This window comes from Plantactinospora sp. BB1 (assembly GCF_003030385.1).
Taxonomy (GTDB): Bacteria; Actinomycetota; Actinomycetes; order Mycobacteriales; family Micromonosporaceae; genus Plantactinospora.
The window spans coordinates 3,358,736-3,379,086 of the sequence record NZ_CP028159.1 but is presented as its reverse complement, the minus strand read 5'-3'; the positions used below and the strand labels follow the sequence as shown (position 1 = coordinate 3,379,086).

The window sequence follows — 20,351 nt, the reverse complement described above, 5'->3', positions numbered from 1 at the left end:
GGGGTTCGGCGATCATGCGGCGCGGCCGGCCGACGCGTGGCCGGAACGGGCGGGCGGGGCTGCCGGGCGGGCGGCGGGGCCGGGCGAGTCGCGGCTACCGCTGGGTTGCCGTTACCGGGCGGGTGGGGTCGGTGGGATCCGGGGTGTCAGCCGACGGTGCACGGCGAGTCGACGCCCTGCGCCGGGGCCGGATCGAGCAGGGTCGGTCCGGTGTTCCGGGCGAGCAGGGCGCGGGCGGCGGTCTCGTCCGGCGCGTCCGGTGTGGAGGGCACCACCAGGTCGGGCCGGCCGAGTTGCCGGACCACCTGGTTGATCACCTGCTGGGCGGCGGCGAGGGAGCGCCGGGGCAGCACCCGGCCGTGTGCCTCGCGGCGCAGCACCAGGGCGTGCACCGCGGCCCGGACCCGGGCCCGGTCCGCCGCGCTGGCGGTGGCGGTGGCGGCGACCAACTGGCGCAGGCAGTCCACCAGCCGCTCGGCGAGTTCGAGGTCGGCGCCGCGCAGACCGGACCGCGCCACGGTCAGGTAGGTCTCGACCCGGCGGGTCAACACGTCCGTGGCGGCGGGGACGTCGCGCGGATCGCCGGTCATCCGTACCCCCTTGGCGCCGAGCTTGGGTTTCGGAGAAGTTACTGTAGGTCGCACATCATTCGCAAGCAGTTAAGTGAGACTTAGCCCTCATCTCAGGCGAAAACAACGATCAACCGGGCATGCGGACAACCGTTCCGGTGAACCTGTCGGACCGACCGGGCACGATGGGTCGGTGAGCGATGTGCTGGCGACCTTCGGCGCGGCGACCCGGGAGTGGTTCGACGCCGCCTTCGCCGCACCCACCGACGCCCAGGCCGGGGCGTGGCGGGCGGTCGGCGCCGGCCACAACGCCCTGGTGGTCGCCCCCACCGGCTCCGGCAAGACCCTGGCCGCGTTCCTCTGGTCGCTGGACCGGCTGACCCGCGAGCCGGCTCCGGACGATCCCCGGCAGCGCTGCCGGGTGCTCTACGTCAGCCCGCTCAAGGCACTCGCCGTCGACGTCGAACGCAACCTGCGCACCCCGCTCACCGGCATCCGGCAGGCGGCGTCCCGGTTGGGCCTGCCGCCACCCGAGATCACCGTCGGGATGCGGACCGGCGACACCCCGGCCGACGAGCGGCGGGCTTTCGCGCGTACCCCGCCGGACATCCTGATCACCACGCCGGAGTCGCTCTTCCTGCTGCTCACCTCCGCCGCCCGGGACTCGCTGCGCGGCGTGCAGACCGTGATCGTGGACGAGGTGCACGCCGTCGCCGGCACCAAGCGCGGTGCCCACCTGGCGCTCTCCCTGGAGCGGCTCGACGCGCTGCTGCCCGCCCCCGCGCAGCGGATCGGGCTCTCCGCGACCGTACGCCCGATCGACGCCACCGCGCGGTTCCTCGGCGGCGCCCGGCCGGTGACCGTGGTGCAGCCGGAGACCGCCAAGACCATCGAGGTCAGCGTGCAGGTGCCGGTCGAGGACATGACCCGGCTGGACGAGCAGGAGGCGCCGGAGGACGAGTTCGGCACCCCGCGCCGGGCGTCGATCTGGCCGGCGGTCGAGGAACGGGTCTACGACCTGGTCCGGTCGCACCGGTCGACCATCGTCTTCACCAACTCGCGGCGCGGCGCCGAGCGGCTCTGCGCCCGCCTCAACGAACTCGCCGCCGACGAGGCCGAACTGGCCGCCGACGGAGCCAAGCTCACCGGGAACGGGGCCGGGTCGGCCGTCGATCGGGCCGGGCGGGCTTTCGAGCCGACCGGTGTCGACGGGGGCGCGGCCGGCCGCCGAGCCTCCGCCGGGCGGGTCGGTGCCGACCGGCCGGGGACGCCGCCCCGGCTGCCGGCCGAGATCATGGCCCAGTCCGGTGCGGCGACCGGGGCGGCGCCGGTGATCGCCCGGGCGCACCACGGCAGCGTCTCCCGGGAGGAGCGCCGGCACATCGAGGAGGCGCTCAAGTCCGGCCAGTTGCCGGCGGTGGTCGCCACCTCCAGCCTGGAACTCGGCATCGACATGGGCGCCGTCGACCTGGTGGTGCAGATCGAGGCCCCGCCGAGCGTCGCCGCCGGCCTGCAACGGGTCGGCCGGGCCGGGCACCAGGTCGGCGCGGTCTCCCGGGGCGTGGTCTTCCCCAAGCACCGGGGCGACCTGCTCTCCTGCGCGGTGGTGGCGGAACGGATGACCGACGGCGCCATCGAGGAGCTGCACTACCCGCGCAACCCGCTGGACGTGCTCGCCCAGCAGATCGTCGCGATGGTCGCCCTCGACGAGTGGCGGGTCGCCGACCTCACCGCCCTGATCCGCCGCGCCGCACCCTTCGCCGAGCTGCCCGACTCGGCCCTGCACGCCGTACTCGACATGCTCTCCGGGCGCTATCCGTCCACCGCCTTCGCCGAACTGCGCCCCCGGCTGGTCTGGGACCGCGCCGCCGACCTGCTCACCGGCCGTCCCGGGGCGCAGCGGCTCGCGGTGACCAGCGGCGGCACCATCCCCGACCGGGGGCTCTTCGGCGTCTTCCTGGCCGGCGCCGAGCGGGCCGCCCGAGTGGGTGAGCTGGACGAGGAGATGGTCTACGAGTCCCGGGTCGGCGACGTCTTCCTGCTCGGCTCGTCGTCCTGGCGGATCGAGGACATCACCCCGGACCGGGTGCTGGTCTCGCCCGCCCCGGGACAGGCGGCCCGGATGCCGTTCTGGAAGGGCGACCAGCTCGGCCGCCCGGTCGAGCTGGGCCGGGCGCTCGGCAACCGGCTGCGCAGCCTGGTCCGGGCCGACGACGAGGCGGCCCGCACCGCGCTGCGCTCCGGCGGGCTGGACGACTGGGCCGCCGGCAACCTGGTGGCGTACCTGCGCGAGCAGCAGGCCGCCACCCGTTCCGTACCGGACGACCGGACGGTTCTCGTGGAGCGCTTCCGCGACGAGCTGGGCGACTGGCGGCTGGCCGTGCACTGTGTGCTCGGCGCCCGGGTCAACGGCCCGTGGGCGCTGGCCATCGCCCGCCGGCTCACCGAACGCTACGGCGTCGACGCCCAGGTGGTTCCCTCCGACGACGGGATCGTCGTCCGGCTGCCCGACACCGCCGACGACCCGCCCGGTGCCGAGCTGGTCGCCTTCGACCCGGACGAGATCGCCGCCCTGGTGGAGGAGTCGGTCGGCGGGTCCGCCCTCTTCGCCGCCCGGTTCCGGGAGTGTGCCGCCCGCGCCCTGCTGCTGCCCCGCCGCGATCCGCGCCGTCGCCAGCCGCTCTGGCAGCAGCGCCAGCGCGCCGCCCAGCTGCTCGACGTCGCCCGGGAGTACGCCGACTTCCCGATCACCCTGGAGGCGGCCCGGGAGTGCCTCCAGGACGTCTTCGACCTGCCCGGCCTGGTGGCGCTGATGCGGGAGGTGGCCACCCGCAAGGTACGGCTGGTCGAGGTGGAGACGCCCCGGCCGTCGCCGTTCGCCCGCTCGCTGCTCTTCGGCTATGTCGGCGCCTTCCTCTACGAGGGCGACGCCCCGCTGGCCGAACGGCGGGCCGCCGCGCTGGCGCTCGACTCGGCGCTGCTCGGCGAACTGCTCGGCAGAGTCGACCTGCGGGAGCTGCTCGACCCGACGGTGGTGGCGGAGACCGAACGGCAGTTGCGCTGGCTGACCGAGCAGCGCCGGCCCCGGGACGCCGAGGACGCGGTCGAGCTGCTCCGGCTGCTCGGTGACCTCTCCGACGCCGAGCTGGCCGAGCGCGGGGTCGCGCCGGAGTGGCTGACCGGGTTGGCGCAGGCGCGGCGGATCCTCCAGGTCCGGGTCGCCGGGCAGGAACGCTGGATCGGCGTCGAGGACGCCGGTCGCTACCGGGACGCGCTCGGGGTGGCGCTGCCGGTCGGGGTGGCGCAGGCGTACCTCGAACCGGTGGCCGACCCGCTCGGCGATCTCGTCGCGCGCTACGCCCGGACGCACGGACCCTTCGCCGCGGGCACCTGCGCGGCCCGGTTCGGGCTCGGGGTCTTCGTGGTCGAGCAGACGCTGCGCCGGCTCGGTGCCGACGGGCGGGTCGTCTCCGGCGAGTTCTCGCCGACCGGCGCCGGGCCGGAGTGGTGCGACGCCGAGGTGCTGCGCCTGCTGCGCCGCCGTTCCCTGGCCGCGTTGCGCCGGGAGATCGAACCGGTGCCGGCCCGGGCGCTGGCCACCTTCCTGCCGCGCTGGCAGCAGGTCGGCGCCGCGGCCCGGGGTGTCGAGGCGGTCGCCGCCGTGGTGGAACAGTTGCAGGGGACGGCCGTGCCGGCGTCCGCGCTGGAGAGCCTGGTCCTGCCCGCCCGGGTCGCCGACTACGCCCCCGCCTATCTCGACGAGCTCTGCGCCAGCGGCGAGGTGCTCTGGGCCGGCTCCGGAGCGATCGGCCGGGGCGACGGCTGGGTGACCCTGGCGTACGCGGACAGCGCGGCCCTGCTGCTGCCACCGCCGGACGAGGCGCTGGCGCTGACCCCGCTGCACGAGGCGGTGCTGAGCGCGCTCGGCGAGGGGCAGGCGCTGTTCTTCCGCTCGCTGGCCGAGCGGGTTGCCGTCGACGAGCGGGTCACCGGATCCGCTGCCGGGCCGGTCGACGACGCGACGCTGGTCGGGGTGGTGTGGGAGCTGGTCTGGGCCGGCTGGCTGACCAACGACACCCTCGCACCGCTGCGCGCCGTGGTCGGTGGCGGGGGTGCGCACCGGCCGCGTACCGGTGCGCCCCGGACCCGCTACCGGCGGCCGGGCCGCCCGGCGCTGCCGGCCCGGGGCGGGCCGCCGACGGCCGCCGGGCGCTGGTCCCGGCTCCCCGGGCGGGACGTCGACCCGACCCGTCGCGCCGCCGCCCTCGCCGACGTGCTGCTGGAGCGGCACGGGGTGGTGACCCGGGGAGCGGTGGTCGCCGAGGGGGTGGCCGGCGGCTTCGCCGCGGTCTATCCGGTGCTCTCCGCGCTGGAGGAGCGCGGGGCGGCCCGCCGTGGCTACTTCGTCGAGGGGCTGGGCGCGGCACAGTTCGCGGTCCCCGGTGCGGTGGACCGGCTGCGGGCGCTCGCCGAGCCGGAGGAGTTGCGCCATCGGGCCGGCGGGGCCCGGGTGCTGGCCGCCACCGACCCGGCGAACCCGTACGGGGCGGCGCTGCCCTGGCCGGCCCGGGTGGTCGACTCCGGCGACGGCACGGTCGAACCCGACCGCGGTTCCGGCGGCCCGGCGAGCGGCGGTTCGGCGACCGGCGGTTCGGTGACCAGCGGCCCGGCAGGCGGCGGTTCGGCGACCGGGCATCGGGCCGGGCGTAAGGCGGGTGCCCTGGTGGTGCTGGTCGACGGCGCGCTGGTGCTCTACGTCGAGCGCGGCGGCCGGACGCTGCTCTCGTTCAGCGACGACTCCGAGGCACTGGCCGCCGCCGCCCAGGCGCTCGGCGCGGCGGTCGGCTCCGGCGCGCTCGGCGCCCTGGCGGTGGAACGCGCGGACGGTGCCTCGGTGCACGCCTCGCCACTGCGTGACGCGCTCACCGCCGCCGGCTTCCGGACCACACCGCGCGGGCTGCGGCTGCGCGGCTGACCAGCCGTTGCCGACCAAACGTAGTCGCCCCACCCCCGCTGACAATCTCCGGAGGTTAGGCTAACCTAACGGCACGCCGCTCGCCGTACCTGTCGGCGTCGTGTACCGAGAGGTTGGCCAGATGACCGAGCTTTCCACCGCCCCGTCGCTCGTCGCCCCGTGGCGGCTCTTTCCGGCCGAGGTCGTCCGGCTGCACCGGCTGAGCCCGTCCTTCCTCCGGGTGACCTTCACCGGCGACGACTTCGACACCTTCGCCGACCCCGGCTACGACCAGCGAATCAAACTCGTCTTCCCGGTACCCGAGCACGGCTTCCGCCACCTGCCGCAGGGCACCGACTGGTACCAGCGCTGGCGGGCCCTCCCCACCGAACTGCGCAACCCGTTCCGCACCTACACCACCCGGGCCGTACGCCGGGAGGCCCGCGAGGTCGACGTCGACATCGTGCTGCACCCCGACGGCGGCCCGTACGGCGCACACGGGCCGGCGGCCCGCTGGGCGTTCGGCGCCGCGCCGGGCGACCGGATCGTCATCATGGGGCCGGACCACGGCTATCTCGGCGACCACGGTGGTCGGGAGTTCCAGCCCGCGCTCGCCTCCCGCACCCTGCTGCTGGTCGGGGACGAGACGGCGGTACCGGCGATCGCCGCGATCGTCGAACGGCTGCCCGCGCACAGCCGGGGCGAGGTACTCCTGGAGGTGCCGGAGCCGGCGGACGTGCTCGACCTGCCGGCCCCGCCGCTGGTGACGGTGAGCTGGCTGCCCCGCTCGGGCGCGGCGCACGGCAGCCTGCTGGTCCCGGCGGTCCGGGCCGCCGCCGAACGGCTCCTCCCGACGGACCGGCCGGCCCCGCGCGACGCGTCGGACGAGGCCGTCGACGACGAACTCTGGGAGGTACCGGTCGGCCTGTCGGACGGCGGGCACTACGCCTGGCTGGCCGGCGAGTCGGGGGTGATCCGGACGCTGCGCCGGTACCTCGTCTCGGAGCGCGGTCTCGACCGCGAGTCGGTGGCCTTCATGGGCTACTGGCGACTCGGCAAGGCCGACGACGCCGCCTGACCACGGTCCCTCGGGTCCCCGGCCCGGCGCCGGGCGCCGGCTCAGAGCCGGGGCGCCACCTCGGCGGCGATCAGGTCGAGGTGGTCCAGGTCGGCGATGTCGAGCACCTGGAGGAAGATCCGGCTGGCGCCGTGCTCGGCGTACGCCCGGATCTGCTCGACGACCTGCTCCGGTGTGCCGGCGACGCCGTACGAGGTGCGCATCTCGTCCGGGTCGCGGCCGATCGCCTCGGCCCGGCGGCGCACCTCGGCGTCCGACCGGCCACAGAGCACGGCGAGCGCGGCGGAGAGCACCAGCGGGGCCCGCCCGGACTCCGTCCGGCCGCTCCGCTCGGCGGCCCCGGCCACCGCCGCGTAGCTGCGGGCCACCTGGTCGGCCGAGCTGAACGGCACGTTGAACTCGTCGGCGAACCGGGCGGCCAGCATCGGGGTACGCCGCAGCCCCTTGCCACCGACGATCACCGGTACCGCCGGCGACTGCACCGGCTTCGGCAGCGCGGGCGAGCCCACCAGCCGGTAGTACTTCCCGGAGTAGTCGAAGGTGTCGCCGACCGGGGTGCCCCAGAGCCCGGTGACCACCTCCAGTTGCTCGGTGAGCCGGTCGAACCGCTCGGCGGGCGAGGGGAACGGGATGCCGTACGCCTGGTGTTCCTCCTCGAACCAGCCGGTGCCGAGACCCAGCTCGACCCGGCCACCGCTCATCTCGTCCACCTGCGCGACGCCGATCGCCAGCGGCCCCGGCAGCCGGAACGTCGCCGAGGTGACCAGCGTGCCGAGCCGGATCCGCGAGGTCTGCACCGCCAGGGCGGCCAGGGTCAGCCAGGCGTCGGTCGGCCCGGGCAGCCCGCTGCCGCCCATCGTCACGTAGTGGTCGGAGCGGAAGAAGCCGTCGAATCCACACTCCTCGGTGTGCCGGGCGATCCGGAGCAGATCCCGGTATTTCGCCCCCTGCTGGGGTTCGGTGAAGATACACAGGCGCATACAGTCACCTTGCCAGGTGCCCGGGGAGGAGCGGACAGGTGTCGCAACTGCGGGTACGCCCAGCCGGGCCGGCCGACCGGGCCACCATCGACGCGCTGCACGACCGGGAGTGGGGCGGGCCGTACGTGATCGGCCACGACGTCCGCTACGACCTGCGCGAGCTGCCCACCCTGGTCGCGGTCGACGGCGCGGGCGGGGTCTGCGGAGCCCTGGCCTGGCACCTGGACGACGCCGGGCTGGAGGTGGTCAGCGTCGTGGCCGACAAGCCCGGCAGCGGGGTCGGCACCGCGCTGCTGGCTGGGGCGGCGGAGACCGCCCGGGCGCAGGGGGCGGACCGGCTCTGGCTGATCACCAGCAACGACAACCTCCGGGCGCTCCGCTTCTATCAGCGGCGCGGCCTGCGGATCGTCGCCGTCGACCCGGGCGCGGTCGACCGGGCCCGGCTGCGCAAGCCGAGCATCCCGACGATCGGCGCCGACGGCATCCCGCTGCACGACGAGCTGCGCCTCGAACTCCGGCTGCTCCCGGCCGGATCCGACGCACCGGCCTGAGTTCCGCCTCGGCCGTCGGGGCCGGCCGGGCTAGTCTTCCGGCTGTGCCCGGTTACGCATGGCTCAGCCTGACCACCGACTACGGCCTCTCCGACGGGTTCGTGGCGGCCTGTCACGGGGTGGTCGCCCGGATCGCGCCGACGGTCCGGGTGATCGACGTCAGCCATCTGATCCCGGCCGGCGACGTCGCCCGCGGCGCCACCGTACTGGCCCAGACCGTGGGGCACCTGCCGCCGGCCGTACACGTGGCGGTGGTCGATCCGGGCGTCGGGACCGCGCGGCGCGGCGTCGCACTGGGTACCCCCGGCGGTCTGCTGGTCGGCCCGGACAACGGGCTGCTCCCCCGGGCCGCGGCCGTGCTCGGCGGGATCACCGAGGCGGTGGAGCTGACCAGCGCGGAGTGGTTCCCCGACCCGTCCCGCACCTTCCACGGCCGGGACATCTTCGCCCCGGCCGCCGCCCGGTTCGCGCTCGGCGCACCGCTGACCGACGCCGGCCCCGCCGTCGACCCGGCGACTCTGGTGCGGTTGGCCGAACCGGTGCTGGTGGAGGGGGACGGCTGGCTGGAGGCCGAGGTGCTCGCCGTCGACCACTTCGGCAACGTCCAGCTCGCCGCCCCCGGCTCGGCACTGCGCCGGTTCGGTCCGGTGGTCCGGATCGGCGCGCGGCGGGCGGTCCGGGGTGCCACCTTCGGCGACGCCCCGGCCGGCGAACCCGTCGTCTATCCGGACTCGGCCGGCCACCTCGCGGTCGCGGTCAACGGCGGCCGCGCCGACGACCTCCTCGGCGTCGCCCCGGGTGACGTGCTGCGGCTCGGCTGAAGGGGCGCGCGGACCGGCGTACCGGGCTCCGATCCGCGCCGGGACGGACCCGTGGGGTCGGCAAAACTGTCTACTGTGCCCGTGCCGGGCGGCTGTGAAATGCTTACCCGTGTGGGGAAACACACGATCGATGTCGCCGCCTGCCCATGCTGCGCGCACCGGACCGGCGGCGGCACCTGCCCGGTCTGCTTCTGGACCGACGACGGTTCCACCGACCAGAATGCCGGCACCGCCCGGGGCGGCCCCAACGGTGACCTGAGCCTGTCAGACGCCCGGCTCAACTACGCCATCTACGGCGCGAGCCACCCGCGTTACCAGGACGCGGTCCGCCAGCCCCGCCCCGAGGAGTTGCCCTGACCCCGGGTGGGCGGCGGTAGCACCCGGGCCACGCCCCGCGCCGCCGTCCACCCGAGGGCGACCCGCGACCATCGACCCCGCAGAGCCACCTCCAGCGCAGGCGCCGCCGCCCAGCCTCGGCGGTCGGACGACCCCGCGACGGCACGACCGGCGGCGACCCGGGCGTGACCGACCAGCCCACACCCGGCGGCGGCTCGGCCGTAACGCGTCCGCGCAGGTCACGACCGCCTGCCGGACCGGCGCCCACCCGACGGCGGGCGTACGGCTGAGGGAGGATGGAAGGGTGCCCGAAGGCGACACCGTGTGGAACACCGCCCGTGCGCTGCACCGTGCCCTGGCCGGCGACCGGCTGACCGCCACCGACTTCCGGGTGCCCCGACTGGCCACCACCGACCTGACCGGCGCGACCGTGCTGGAGTCCGCCGCCCGGGGCAAGCACCTGCTGCTGCGCCTGCGTACCCCGGACGACGAGGCGCAGCTCACCCTCCACTCGCACCTGCGGATGGACGGAGCCTGGCGGACGTACGCCCCGGGGGAGCGCTGGGCGGCCCGCCCCGCGCACACCATCCGGGTGGTGCTGCGTACCGCCGCCTCGGTGGCGGTCGGCTACCACCTGCACGATCTCGCCCTGGTTCCCACCGCCGAGGAGCGGTCGCTGGTCGGGCACCTCGGGCCCGACCTGCTCGGCCCGGACTGGGACCCGGCCGAGGCGGTACGCCGGCTCGCCGCCCAGCCCGGCCGGAGCATCGCCGAGGCGCTGCTCGACCAGACCAACCTGGCCGGGATCGGCAACCTCTACAAGTCCGAGCTGCTCTTCCTGCGCGGCGTGTCGCCGTGGACGCCGGTCCGGGAGGTTCCGGACCTGCCCGGCATGGTGGCCCTGGCGCACCGGCTGCTGATGGCGAACCGGGGACGGTGGACGCAGAGCACGACCGGGTCGCTGCACCGGGGCCGGACCAGTTACGTCTACGGCCGCCGGGCCGAACCGTGCCGCCGCTGCGGCTCGACGATCCGGAAGCGGGACCAGGACGACCGGGTCACCTACTGGTGCCCGGCCTGCCAACCGGAGCCGGGGCGCCGCCCCGGGCGCCCCGCGCACTGAGGACCGCCGGCACACCGGCCACCGCAGCCGGCCACGGCAACCGGGCGCCGCAGGAGGAGCCTGTCGCCCGGCCCGCCGACCGGCGGCTCGACCGCCCGCCACGTACCGAGGGTCACCCCAGAACCCGGCGCGGTCGGATGTGCCAATCCGAAGTCGAGACGCTTTCACCAGCCTGGCGACCGTATCCAACACTGGTGGTAAGCGGTTGACTGCTTACGGATCGTCAGCAGCTCACCGGGCGGGTCAGCGCGGACCGGCGCCGGATCTTCGGGCACTGGCGGACGGAGCGGTCCTGAGCTGATCTTCCCGGGGAAGGGGTGCGGTCATGTTCAAGAGGTTCGCGGCAAGCCGGGCGGCCCGGGCGGAGCAGGCCAGGCGACAGGGCGGGGAGAGCGGAGCGGCCGGCACCGGCCGGGCGGCGGGTACGGTGGTGCCGGCCGCCCGGACCAGCACCGATCCGCTGCCGGCGGTCACCCCGGACCCGACCGCCGCGCCGGGCTACTTCGGCTTCGTACCCAACTTCGCGTACAGTCCGCTGCCGGTCTGCGACCCCGGCGGGCGGGTGGTCCCCGGCACCGGGATCCGGAAGTTCGTCACCGCGCTGCCCCGGACCGGCGACACCCCCAACGAGCTGGGCAACCTGATCCCGGTCGCGGTGCCGGACACCACCACCTATCCAGGCTGCGACTACTACGAGATCGGTGTGCAGGAGTTCCACCAGCGGCTGCATCCCGACCTGCCGCCGACCCGGCTGCGCGGGTACCGGCAGCTCAACAACGGGACCGACGCCACCGGGCACAACACGGTCAGCCCGCCGGTCCGGCCGTACCATCTCGGCCCGCTGATCCTGGCCCAGCGGGACCGTCCGGTCCGGGTCAAGTACGTCAACCGGCTGCCGGTCGGCGAGGCCGGCGCGCTCTTCCTGCCGGTGGACCCGACCCTGCCCGGCGCCGGTACGGGTCCGCTCGGCGGCACCGAGCACTACCCGCAGAACCGCTCCGCCGTCCACCTGCACGGCGGGCGTACCCCGTGGATCAGCAACGGCGGCCCGACCCAGTGGACGACCCCGGCCGGCGAGCCGACCTCCTACCCGCACGGCGCCGGCCACGCCAGCGTGCCGGACATGCCCGCCCCGGGCGCCGGGGCGAGCACCGCCTACTACCCCAACCAGCAGAGCGGCCGGCTGCTCTGGTTCCACGACCAGGCGGAGGGGATCGCCCGGCTCACCGTCTATTCCGGACAGCTCGGCCTCTACCGGCTGGACGATCCGGTGCAGCGGCAACTCGTCGACGACGGCGTGCTGCCGGCCGAGGAGATCGTGCTGGTGCTCCAGGACAAGACCTTCGTACCGGACGAGGCACAGCTCGCCGCCCAGGACCCGACCTGGGACGTGGCCCGCTGGGGCGGCACCGGCAGCCTCTGGTTCCCGCACGTCTACATGCCGAGCCAGAACCCCTACAACGAGTCCGGGACGAACCCGATGGGGCGGTGGGACTACGGGCCCTGGTTCTGGCCGCCGTTCACCGGCATCACGCACGGGGCGGCGCCGAACCCGTACCACGACCCGGTCGCCCGGCCGTGGGAGCCGCCGGTCCAGCCGGGCACCCCGACACCGTCGGCGGTGCCGGACGCCTTTCTGGACACCCCGCTGGTCAACGGCGCCGCCTACCCGTACCTGCGGCTGCGCCCGGCCGCGTACCGGTTCCGGATCCTCAACGCCTGCAACGACCGCAGCCTCAACCTCCAGCTCTACTACGCGGCCTCGGACGCGCCGATGTGGCATCCGGACGGCACCCTGGCCGACGGCGACGCCGGGGAGGTGCCGATGGTGGCGGCCCGGCCGAACCCGGACTTTCCGCCCGGCTGGCCGACCGACGGCCGGTGCGGCGGGGTCCCGGACCCGAACGCGGCCGGGCCGGACTGGATCCAGGTCGGCTCCGAGGGCGGGCTGCTGCCGGCGGTGGCGGTGCTGCCGAACCAGCCGATCGACTACCAGTACAACCGGCGGGACGTGACGGTGCTCAACGTCACCGGGCACGCCCTGCTGCTCGCCCCCGGCGAGCGCGCCGACGTGGTAGTCGACTTCTCGTCGGTGCCGCCGGGGTCGAACCTGATCCTCTACAACGACGCTCCGGCGCCGATGCCGGGCTTCGACCCGCGCAACGACCACTACACCGGCGCCCCGGACCGGACCTCGTCCGGCGGGCCGCCGACCACCCGCCCCGGTTACGGCCCGAACACCCGGACGCTGATGCAGATCCAGGTGGTCGGCACCCCGGCTCCGCCGTTCGACACCGACCGGCTCCGGGTCGCGCTCCCCCGGGCGTACGGGCGGAGCCAGCCGCCGCCGATCGTGCCGCAGCAGGCGTACGACGCGGCGTTCGGCACCGCCACGCCCCGGAACACGTACGCCCCGATCGAGGACACCTCGCTCACCTTCACCCCGTACGGCGGCGACTCGCCGGTGACCCTGCCGCTGCGCCCCAAGGCGATCGTGGCCGAGTTCGACCCCGAGTACGGCCGGCTGAGCTACCTGCTCGGCACCGAGCTGCCGAAGACCAGTTCGCTGATCCAGACCACCATCCCGCTGACCCGGATCGACCCGCCGACCGAGGTGCTGCTCCCCTCCGACCCGGCCGCCCCGGTCGGCTCGCCCGGCGACAACACCCAGCTCTGGAAGATCACCCACAACGGGATGGACACCCAGTCCATCCACTTCCACCACGTCAACGTCCAGCTCGTCAACCGGGTCGGCCGGGACGGGGCGATCAAGCCGCCCGAGCCGAACGAGGTCGGCTGGAAGGAAACCCTCCGGATGAACCCGTTCGAGGCGACGGTCGTGGCGGTCCGGCCGACACTGCCCGAACCGCTGCCGTTCACCGTCCCGGACAGCGTCCGGCTGCACGACCCGACCCGACCGGCCGGTACGGCCGAGGGCTACACCCAGGTCGACCCGGAGACCGGCGAGCCGGCGGCGGTGACCAACCGGCCGCAGAACTTCGGCTGGGAGTACGTCTGGCACTGCCAACTGCTCGGCCACGCCGACGCCCAGATGACCCGGCCGATGGTGTTGCGGTTCTCCCCGGCCGCGCCGACCGGGCTCGCCGCCCGGCCGGAACCCGGCTCGGCGACCGTGCTCCCGGCGATCGTGCTGGCCTGGACGGACAACTCCCGGGGTACGGGTACGCCGGGACCGCTGGCGACCGGCTGCCTGGTGCAGCGGGCCACCGACGCAGGTTTCACCCGGGATCCGCGCAGCTTCACCGTCCCGACCGGCGACAACCGGTACGTCGACTCGACCGTCACCCCCGGACTCACCTACTACTACCGGGTCCGGGCCGAGAACGGCGTCGCCCACTCGGCGTACTCGAACACCGCCAGTGCGCTGGTGCAGTTGCGGCCACCGACCGGGCTGGTCGCCACGGTGGCGAGCGGGCCGCCGCTGCGGGTCAACCGCGGCTGGGTGAACCGTTCCTTCGCCACCACGGTGGACCTGCAACGGGCCACCAACCCGACCTTCACCAGCGGGCTGGTCACCGTCACCGTCCCGGTCACCGGGAGCTGTCCGGACCCTCGGGTCGCCCCGGACACCACCTACTACTACCGGGTGCGGACCGGCTATCTGGGCGCCTCGTCGCCGTGGTCGAACGTCTCCACAGTGGTCACCCCGGCGGTGCCGGCGACTCCGACCGAGCTGGCGGCGAGACTCGACGGCGTGCCCGGATCCGACGCTGCCACGGTGGTGCTGACCTGGGCGGTCCCGCTGACCAGCGTGGTCGGCGGCTTCAGGCTGCACCGGGCCACCAGCCCCGGCTTCACCACCGGGGTGACGACGCTCCGCGTGCCGGGCAGCGCCCGCTCGTTCGCCGACACCGGGCTGGCCCGGGACACCGTCTACCACTACCGGATCCAGGCCGGCAACGCCGCCGGCACCTCCGTGGTCAGCCGCGCGGTCTCGATCCGTACGCCGGCCTGACGACGGGCTAGGACATCGCCTGGGGGGTCGGGCCGGTACGGGAGCGCAGGTCGGCCAGGCCACCCGCCACGCCCCGGAGCAGGTCGGTCGCCTCGGTGAGCCGGATGACCGAGGAGTTGTCGTCGTACTCCCGACCCTCCTCGGCCACGAAGCCCGCCGCCGCCGCGACCAGCCGCTCGTACGCGCCGACGCCGTCGTCGAGCTGCGCCGCCAGGTGCCGCCGGGCGGCATCGAGTTCCGGGCGGGTGTCGGCGGGCGCCACCCGTACCGCCCGGTCCACACTGGCCAGTCGCTCGGCGAGATCCCGAAGGGACTGCTCCGCCACCGCTGCCTCCAGCGCCGCCGGGCCGGCGGGACCGGTCAGCCGGCCGGCGAGCCCGGCCATCGTGGTGGCGGCCCGGTCCAGCCGGGCCCACGGCTCGGCCGCCAGCGAGCCGCGCAACGCGATCCGGGCGCGCTGTCGACGTACCTCGGTGAGGGCCTGACGCCCGGCGGGCAGCCGCTCGACCGCAGCGACCAGCCGGGCACGGACCTGGTCGGTGTTCACCGGCTCGGGCGCCGGTGGCACCGGCTGCGCGGCCAACTCGCGGAGGTCCGCCCAGCGCCAGACCGCGAGCATGACCGAACCGCCGGCCGCCGCCGCCCAGGCCGCGTCCGGCAGCCCCAGCCCCTGATAGGGGGTGAGGACCGCCGCCGCGCCACCGAGGCCGCCGGCCAGCACGCTCCACCGCCGCACCGACCGACGCAGGCTGCGCAGCCGGCGCAGGTGACGGGTTCGCAGATCCGCCATCTCGACCTCACTCCCCGACGGCCGCCGGTCCGACCGGCGGCTCCGCTCCCCCTATGGTCGCCGGCCCGAGCCGGCGGCACCCCGCGTTCGCCGGATCACGCCGGCTCAGCCGGCGGCGCTGCCGCCGCCGGTCTGCTTGTCCCGACCCAGGCTCGCCCGGATCTCGTCCAGCCGGGCCACCCCGGCCGGGTCGGCGGCCGGAGCCGCCGGCTCGACCGCCGGCTTCGCCGCCCCGCCGGCCAGCTGCTCGCCGGCCATGCTGGACCGGATCTGCTCCAGCCGGGACGCGCCGGCCAGGTCGAGGGTGGACTTCTGGATCTCCAACATCCGGCCCTCGACGGAGTTGCCGGCCAGCTCGGCCCGGCCCATCGCGTTGGCGTAGCGCCGCTCGATCCGGTCCCGCACCTCGTCCAGCGAGGGGGTGTTGCCCGGGGCGGCGAGCGCGGACATCGACTCCAGCGACCTGGCCACGCTCTCCTGCATCTTGGCCTGTTCGAGCTGGCTGAGCAGCTTGGCCCGCTCGGCAAGCTTCTGCTGGAGGATCATCGAGTTGTTCTCGACCGCCCGACGCGCCTGGGCGGCGGCACCGATCGCCTGGTCGTGCAGGGACTTGAGATCCTCGGTCGACTGCTCGGCGGCGACGAGCTGGGTGGCGACCGTCTGCGCACTCTGCTCGTATTTCGTCGCCTCGGTCTCGTCACCGGCGGCCCTGGCCCGGTCGGCGAGCACCAGGGCCTGGCGGGCCATCCCCTGCAACCGCTCGACCTCGGACATCTGCCGGGACAGCCGCATCTCGAGCTGACGCTGGTTGCCGATCACCGCCGCGGCCTGCTGGACGAGCGCCTGGTGCTGGCGCTGCGCCTCCTCGATGGCCTGCTGGATCTGCACCTTGGGATCGGCATGCTCATCGATCTTCGCGCCGAACAGCGCCATCATGTAGCGCCAGCCCTTGACGAACGGGTTCGCCATCTCCCGGTATCCCCTCAGTGTCATCAGTCCGGTGGCCGTGTCGGCCGGCCCAGGAAAGGCGCCCGCGCGACAGGATCTCCATCGTCCCAGGATCGCGCCACCCCGGCGTACGACCTCAGGGGGATATCCACCGGATATGCCGCCAGGGGCCCACCGTAACGCGGTAAACCCCGGCGAGCCACACCTTCACCGGCGCCGGGATCCGGACAGCCCGGTCAGCCGGGACGACGACAGCCGGCAGGGCGCCGCCGGAGGGGGCGGAATCAGCCGACGCAGACGACGTCGCGCTCGGAACCCGCGCTCGGACGGATCCGGCGGGTGGTCCGCAGGGTCGCCTTGAGCGGCGATTCCTGCCGTACCGTCACCGAAACGGTGCCATCGGTCGCGATCTGCCGTACCGGCTCGGCACCGAGCTGGTGCACGCCGCCCTCGGCGAGGCTCCGCAGCGCCCGGTCGGCCAGCCCCGGCCCGACCAGGGACGCCTCGACCAGCGCCGACTGTGCGGCGGGCTCGGTACGGCCCGGCTCGGCCGCGGCGGCCTGCCGGGCCGGCTCGGCGGTGCCGGACTGCCGTACGGGCTCGGCGCCGACCGGCTGGCGGGCCGGCTCGGCCGCGCCGGGCTGCCGAACCGGTTCCGGGTACGTCGGAGCGGCCCGGCCGGCCTCCTCGGCCGGTCCCCCGGACTCCGGGCGCCTCGCCCCGTCCCGCCCGGAGACCGGGCTCTCCTGGACCGGCACCAGCACCGCGGGCACCCCCTCGGCCACCTCGACGGTGTCGCTGACGTCGCGGAGCAGTTCGGAGAGGCGGGCGCCGAGCGCGTCGCAGATGGCGGCCAGCAGTTCGCTCGACGCCTCCTTCTGGCCGCGCTCTATCTCGGAGAGGTAGCCGAGGCTGACGTTGGCGGCGGAGGAGACCTCGCGCAGGGTTCGGTGCTGCCCCTGCCGACGGGCCCGTAGGGCGTCACCGATCACCCGGCGTAGCAGGACCATCGCACCTCCCGTGTCGCGGGCCCGAACCCTCCCGGACGTCGGACCGGCGCCGTCATCCCGCACCTCGCCGCGATGCGGCGACACCGACCCCGCCGTGTCGCGGCGGTGTCGATCCGGCCGCGATGCGGTGGAACCGGTCCTGCCGCGATGGTGGAACCGATCTGCCGCGAGGTGGCGGTTGACCGCGACGTCGACTGCCGAGCCTTCCCGCAACCGTACCCGGTACGGCCGCCGACGACATCCCGCCCCGCCAGTGCGATCTTCCCGCCCTCCGTGGCTCCGCCGTCGGAGAGGTCAGGCCGTGCCGTCGCCGGTGCCCCCCTCGGCCTCGGCGTGCAGCCGCTCGGCGAGCAGGTGCAGGGCACCGCTGACCGCGGCGATCCGGATCCGCAGCCGGTTGCCGTCGAGGTCGAGTCGGCGTACGTCGGTGCCGGTGGGGCCGGCCGCCGCCACGTAGACGAGGCCGACCGGCTTGCCGTCCTGCGGCTCGGGGCCGGCGACCCCGGTGGTGGCGAGGCACCAGTCGGCCTCGCAGCGTTCCCGGCCTCCCTCGGCGAGCGCCACCGCCACGTCCGGGTCGACCGGGCCCCGCTCGTCCAGCAGCTTGGCCGGTACGCCCACCAGCGAGGATTTCAACTCGGTCGCGTACGCCACCAGGCCGCCCCGGAACACGCTGCTGACCCCGGCGATGTCGACGATCGTCGCGGCCAGCAGGCCACCGGTGAGCGACTCCACCACCGCCAGGGTGGCGCCCCGGTCGACGAGCGCGTGTACGACCGCCGCGGCCCCGTTGTCCGCCGCCCGTGCGGGGTCGTCCATCCCGATCCTCCTCCGGTTTCCGGCGGGGCGCTCCGTGGCGCCCGCCGATCTGTTGCTGCCCCGACCGTCCGCTCAGGGTGCCGGGCGGCGCAGTCGCAGCGCCCGGACCACGTAGTCGAGCCCCGTCACCACGGTCACCACCACGGCGACGCCGAGGATCCACGGCCCGACCCAGGTCACGCTCTCCGGCACCGGCCAGAGATACCAGACGATGGCCAGGATCTGGACGGCGGTCTTGACCTTGCCTCCCCGGCTGGCCGCGATGACGCCGTACCTGATCACCCAGAACCGCATCAGCGTGATGCCGAACTCGCGGACCAGGATGAGTACGGTGATCCACCAGGGGATTCGCTCATACCAGGACAATAAGACCAGAGCGGTGCCGGTCAGCGCCTTGTCGGCGATCGGATCGGCCACCTTGCCGAACGAGGTGACCAGCGCCCAGCGCCGGGCGATCCACCCGTCGACGAGATCCGTTGCCGAGGCGACCACGAAGGTCAGGCAGGCTGCCACCCGCCAGCCGGAATGCAGCATCTCGGAGCTGATCACCAGCCCGACGAAGACCGGTACCAGCGCCAGCCGGAGCGCGGTGAGTCCGTTCGCCGCGTTGACCACCGGAACCGGACCGACCCGCCCCGGAAGCACCGGCTCGACCGCCGCCGCGGCCCGCCCCGGCTCGGCACCCGCGCCCACCCCGGATCCGACCGCGCCGGCCGGCACCGCCGAGCCCGCCGCGGCCGGTACCGAATCCGCCGCCTCGGTCACGACGGGATCCCGCCGCCGAGGTCGGCGCAGCGCCGGTACGCCCCCGGCGTGACCGTCGTCGCCACCCCGGTCACCCGGCCCCACGCGGCGCCGCCGAGACCATCTCCTCCGGTACGGCCATCAGGTCCACGCCCTCGGTCCCGGTGACCCTGGCCCGGACCAGGTCACCGGGGCGTAACGCGGCCAGGTCGACCCCGCCGCCGACCGGGGCGACCAGGGTGGTCGAGCCGTCCACCTCCGGCGCCTGGTGGGCCGCCCGGCCCTCCACCACGCCGTCGTCCACCGAGTCGACCAGCACCTCGACGACCGCGCCGAGCCGCTCCTCCGCACGCTGTGAGCAGAGTTCGTCGGCGAGCGCGGAGAGCCGGTCGTACCGCCGCTTCACCGTGGCCGGCGAGACCTTGCCGGACAGGCCGGCGGCCTCGGTGCCGTCCTCGTCGCTGTAGTCGAAGACGCCGATCGCGTCCAGCCGGGCGGCGGTGAGGAAGCGCTCCAGCTCCGCCACGTCCGCCCGGGTCTCGCCGGGGAAGCCGACGATCACGTTGCTCCGGGCACCGGCCTCGGGGGCGAACCGGCGCACCGACGCGAGCAGTTCGAGGAACCGGTCGGTCGAGCCGAACCGGCGCATCCGGCGCAACACCGCCTCGCTGGAGTGCTGGAACGAGAGGTCGAAGTAGGGTGCCACCCCCGGCGTGGTGGCGATCACCTCGACCAGCCCGGGGCGGGTCTCGGCCGGCTGGAGGTAGCTGGCCCGGACCCGGACGATGCCGTCCACCGCGGCGAGCTGCGGCAGCAGCTTCTCCAGCAGCCGGGGGTCGCCGAGATCCTTGCCGTACGAGGTGGAGTTCTCGCTGACCAGCACCAGCTCCCGGACGCCCGAACGGGCCAGCCACTCCGCCTCGGCGAGCAGCTCGTCCGGGGTACGCGAGACGAAGGCGCCCCGGAAGGTCGGGATGGCGCAGAACGCACAGCGCCGGTCGCAGCCGCTGGCCAGCTTCAGCGAGGCGACCGGGCCGGAGTCGAGCCGGTGCCGCAGCACCGGGCGCAGGTGCGCGGGAGTGTGCGCGTCGGCCACCAGGGTGCCGCCGGCCGGGCGGGTGCCGGTCTCGCCGTGTCCGGGCAGCGAGACCGCGCCGCCGTGCCGGGCGACCGGGGTCAGCGGCAGCAGCTCGCGTCGGTCCCGGGGAGTGTGCGCGGGCAACTGCTTGCCGGCCAGCACCTCGTCGAGCCGGGCCGAGATGTCGGGATAGTCGTCGAAGCTGAGCACCGCGCCGGCCTCGGGCATGCCGTCGGCCAGCTCCCGACCGTAGCGCTCGGCCATGCAGCCCGCCGCCACGACCTTGGCCCCGGTGTCGGCGGCGGCCAGCAGCGTCTGGATCGAGTCCTGCTTGGCCTTCTCCACGAAGCCGCAGGTGTTGACCAGCACCACGTCGGCGCCCTCGCCGTCGGTGGTCACCTGCCAGCCGTCGGCGTGCAGCCGGGCGGCCAACTCCTCCGAGTCGACCTCGTTACGGGCACAGCCGAGGGTGAGCAGCGCGACCCGACGGCCGGCGGTCGAGGAGGAAGAGGAAGCGGCAGACACCATCCGAGCCTACCGGGAGGGCCGAACCGCTCCGGCACGGCGGCTGCCC

General features: G+C 74.8%; 13 protein-coding genes and 2 pseudogenes. 7 read left to right on the top strand and 8 right to left on the bottom strand.

The features are described from left to right. Positions 1-254 precede the first annotated feature (254 nt). A pseudogene (locus C6W10_RS14740) lies at positions 255-590 on the bottom strand (hypothetical protein); the annotation flags it as partial. A 181-nt stretch (positions 591-771) separates the two neighbouring features. On the opposite strand from C6W10_RS14740, the gene C6W10_RS14735 reads away from it, so the two are divergent. Both C6W10_RS14735 and C6W10_RS14730 read left to right on the top strand, forming a co-directional pair. Beyond that, positions 772-5,544, top strand: a complete 4,773-nt coding sequence (locus C6W10_RS14735; protein ID WP_234361906.1) for a DEAD/DEAH box helicase — start codon at positions 772-774, stop codon at positions 5,542-5,544. Positions 5,545-5,665: 121 nt separating this feature from the next. Further along, entirely contained in the window at positions 5,666-6,601 is a 936-nt protein-coding gene (locus C6W10_RS14730) for a siderophore-interacting protein (RefSeq protein ID WP_107258573.1), read from the top strand. 41 nt (positions 6,602-6,642) lie between these two features. On the opposite strand, the gene C6W10_RS14725 is transcribed toward C6W10_RS14730, so the two are convergent. Continuing rightward, positions 6,643-7,581: an LLM class F420-dependent oxidoreductase gene (locus C6W10_RS14725; RefSeq protein WP_107258572.1), complete on the bottom strand. Its 939-nt coding sequence runs from the start codon at positions 7,579-7,581 to the stop codon at positions 6,643-6,645. A 38-nt stretch (positions 7,582-7,619) separates the two neighbouring features. Here C6W10_RS14725 and C6W10_RS14720 point away from each other — a divergent pair, with 38 nt between their 5' ends. The 5 genes from C6W10_RS14720 (at position 7,620) to C6W10_RS14700 (ending at position 14,388) form a co-directional block, all read left to right on the top strand. Continuing rightward, on the top strand, positions 7,620-8,132 hold the full coding sequence (locus C6W10_RS14720) for an N-acetyltransferase (RefSeq protein WP_107258571.1): 513 nt from the start codon (positions 7,620-7,622) through the stop codon (positions 8,130-8,132). Positions 8,133-8,176: 44 nt separating this feature from the next. Then, entirely contained in the window at positions 8,177-8,953 is a 777-nt protein-coding gene (locus C6W10_RS14715) for an S-adenosyl-l-methionine hydroxide adenosyltransferase family protein (protein WP_107258570.1), read from the top strand. 111 nt (positions 8,954-9,064) lie between these two features. Next, positions 9,065-9,310 carry a CPCC family cysteine-rich protein gene (locus tag C6W10_RS14710; RefSeq protein ID WP_234359515.1) on the top strand — a complete coding sequence of 82 codons (246 nt, stop codon included), beginning with the start codon at positions 9,065-9,067 and terminating at the stop codon, positions 9,308-9,310. Positions 9,311-9,593: 283 nt separating this feature from the next. Next, positions 9,594-10,412, top strand: coding sequence for a DNA-formamidopyrimidine glycosylase family protein (locus C6W10_RS14705; RefSeq protein WP_107258568.1), 819 nt, complete (start codon positions 9,594-9,596; stop codon positions 10,410-10,412). Between the two features lie 325 nt (positions 10,413-10,737). Beyond that, positions 10,738-14,388, top strand: coding sequence for a hypothetical protein (locus C6W10_RS14700; protein ID WP_107258567.1), 3,651 nt, complete (start codon positions 10,738-10,740; stop codon positions 14,386-14,388). Positions 14,389-14,395: 7 nt separating this feature from the next. On the opposite strand, the gene C6W10_RS14695 is transcribed toward C6W10_RS14700, so the two are convergent. From C6W10_RS14695 to rimO, 6 genes and pseudogenes are all read right to left on the bottom strand, one after another. Then, positions 14,396-15,178, bottom strand: a complete 783-nt coding sequence (locus C6W10_RS14695) for a hypothetical protein (RefSeq protein ID WP_107258566.1) — start codon at positions 15,176-15,178, stop codon at positions 14,396-14,398. 105 nt (positions 15,179-15,283) lie between these two features. Beyond that, positions 15,284-16,147 (bottom strand): PspA/IM30 family protein, encoded by an 864-nt coding sequence (locus C6W10_RS14690; protein ID WP_107258565.1) that lies wholly within the window; start codon positions 16,145-16,147, stop codon positions 15,284-15,286. A 647-nt stretch (positions 16,148-16,794) separates the two neighbouring features. Further along, positions 16,795-17,136 (bottom strand): annotated as a pseudogene (locus C6W10_RS14680) (helix-turn-helix domain-containing protein); the annotation flags it as partial. A 294-nt stretch (positions 17,137-17,430) separates the two neighbouring features. After that, positions 17,431-17,961: a CinA family protein gene (locus tag C6W10_RS14675; protein WP_369931430.1), complete on the bottom strand. Its 531-nt coding sequence runs from the start codon at positions 17,959-17,961 to the stop codon at positions 17,431-17,433. Positions 17,962-18,027: 66 nt separating this feature from the next. Then, positions 18,028-18,600 (bottom strand): CDP-diacylglycerol--glycerol-3-phosphate 3-phosphatidyltransferase, encoded by a 573-nt coding sequence (gene pgsA / locus C6W10_RS14670; protein ID WP_234359613.1) that lies wholly within the window; start codon positions 18,598-18,600, stop codon positions 18,028-18,030. Between the two features lie 190 nt (positions 18,601-18,790). Next, entirely contained in the window at positions 18,791-20,305 is a 1,515-nt protein-coding gene (rimO, locus tag C6W10_RS14665) for a 30S ribosomal protein S12 methylthiotransferase RimO (protein WP_107258563.1), read from the bottom strand. Positions 20,306-20,351 lie beyond the last annotated feature (46 nt).

Excerpts from the sequence above, each read along its gene's own strand:
- C6W10_RS14725 (WP_107258572.1), bottom strand. The coding sequence starts at position 7,581 with ATGCGCCTGTGTATCTTCACCGAACCCCAGCAGGGGGCGAAATACCGG.
- C6W10_RS14690 (WP_107258565.1), bottom strand. The coding sequence starts at position 16,147 with ATGGCGAACCCGTTCGTCAAGGGCTGGCGCTACATGATGGCGCTGTTC.
- C6W10_RS14730 (WP_107258573.1), top strand. The coding sequence starts at position 5,666 with ATGACCGAGCTTTCCACCGCCCCGTCGCTCGTCGCCCCGTGGCGGCTC.
- C6W10_RS14695 (WP_107258566.1), bottom strand. The coding sequence starts at position 15,178 with ATGGCGGATCTGCGAACCCGTCACCTGCGCCGGCTGCGCAGCCTGCGT.
- rimO (WP_107258563.1), bottom strand. The coding sequence starts at position 20,305 with ATGGTGTCTGCCGCTTCCTCTTCCTCCTCGACCGCCGGCCGTCGGGTC.
- C6W10_RS14700 (WP_107258567.1), top strand. The coding sequence starts at position 10,738 with ATGTTCAAGAGGTTCGCGGCAAGCCGGGCGGCCCGGGCGGAGCAGGCC.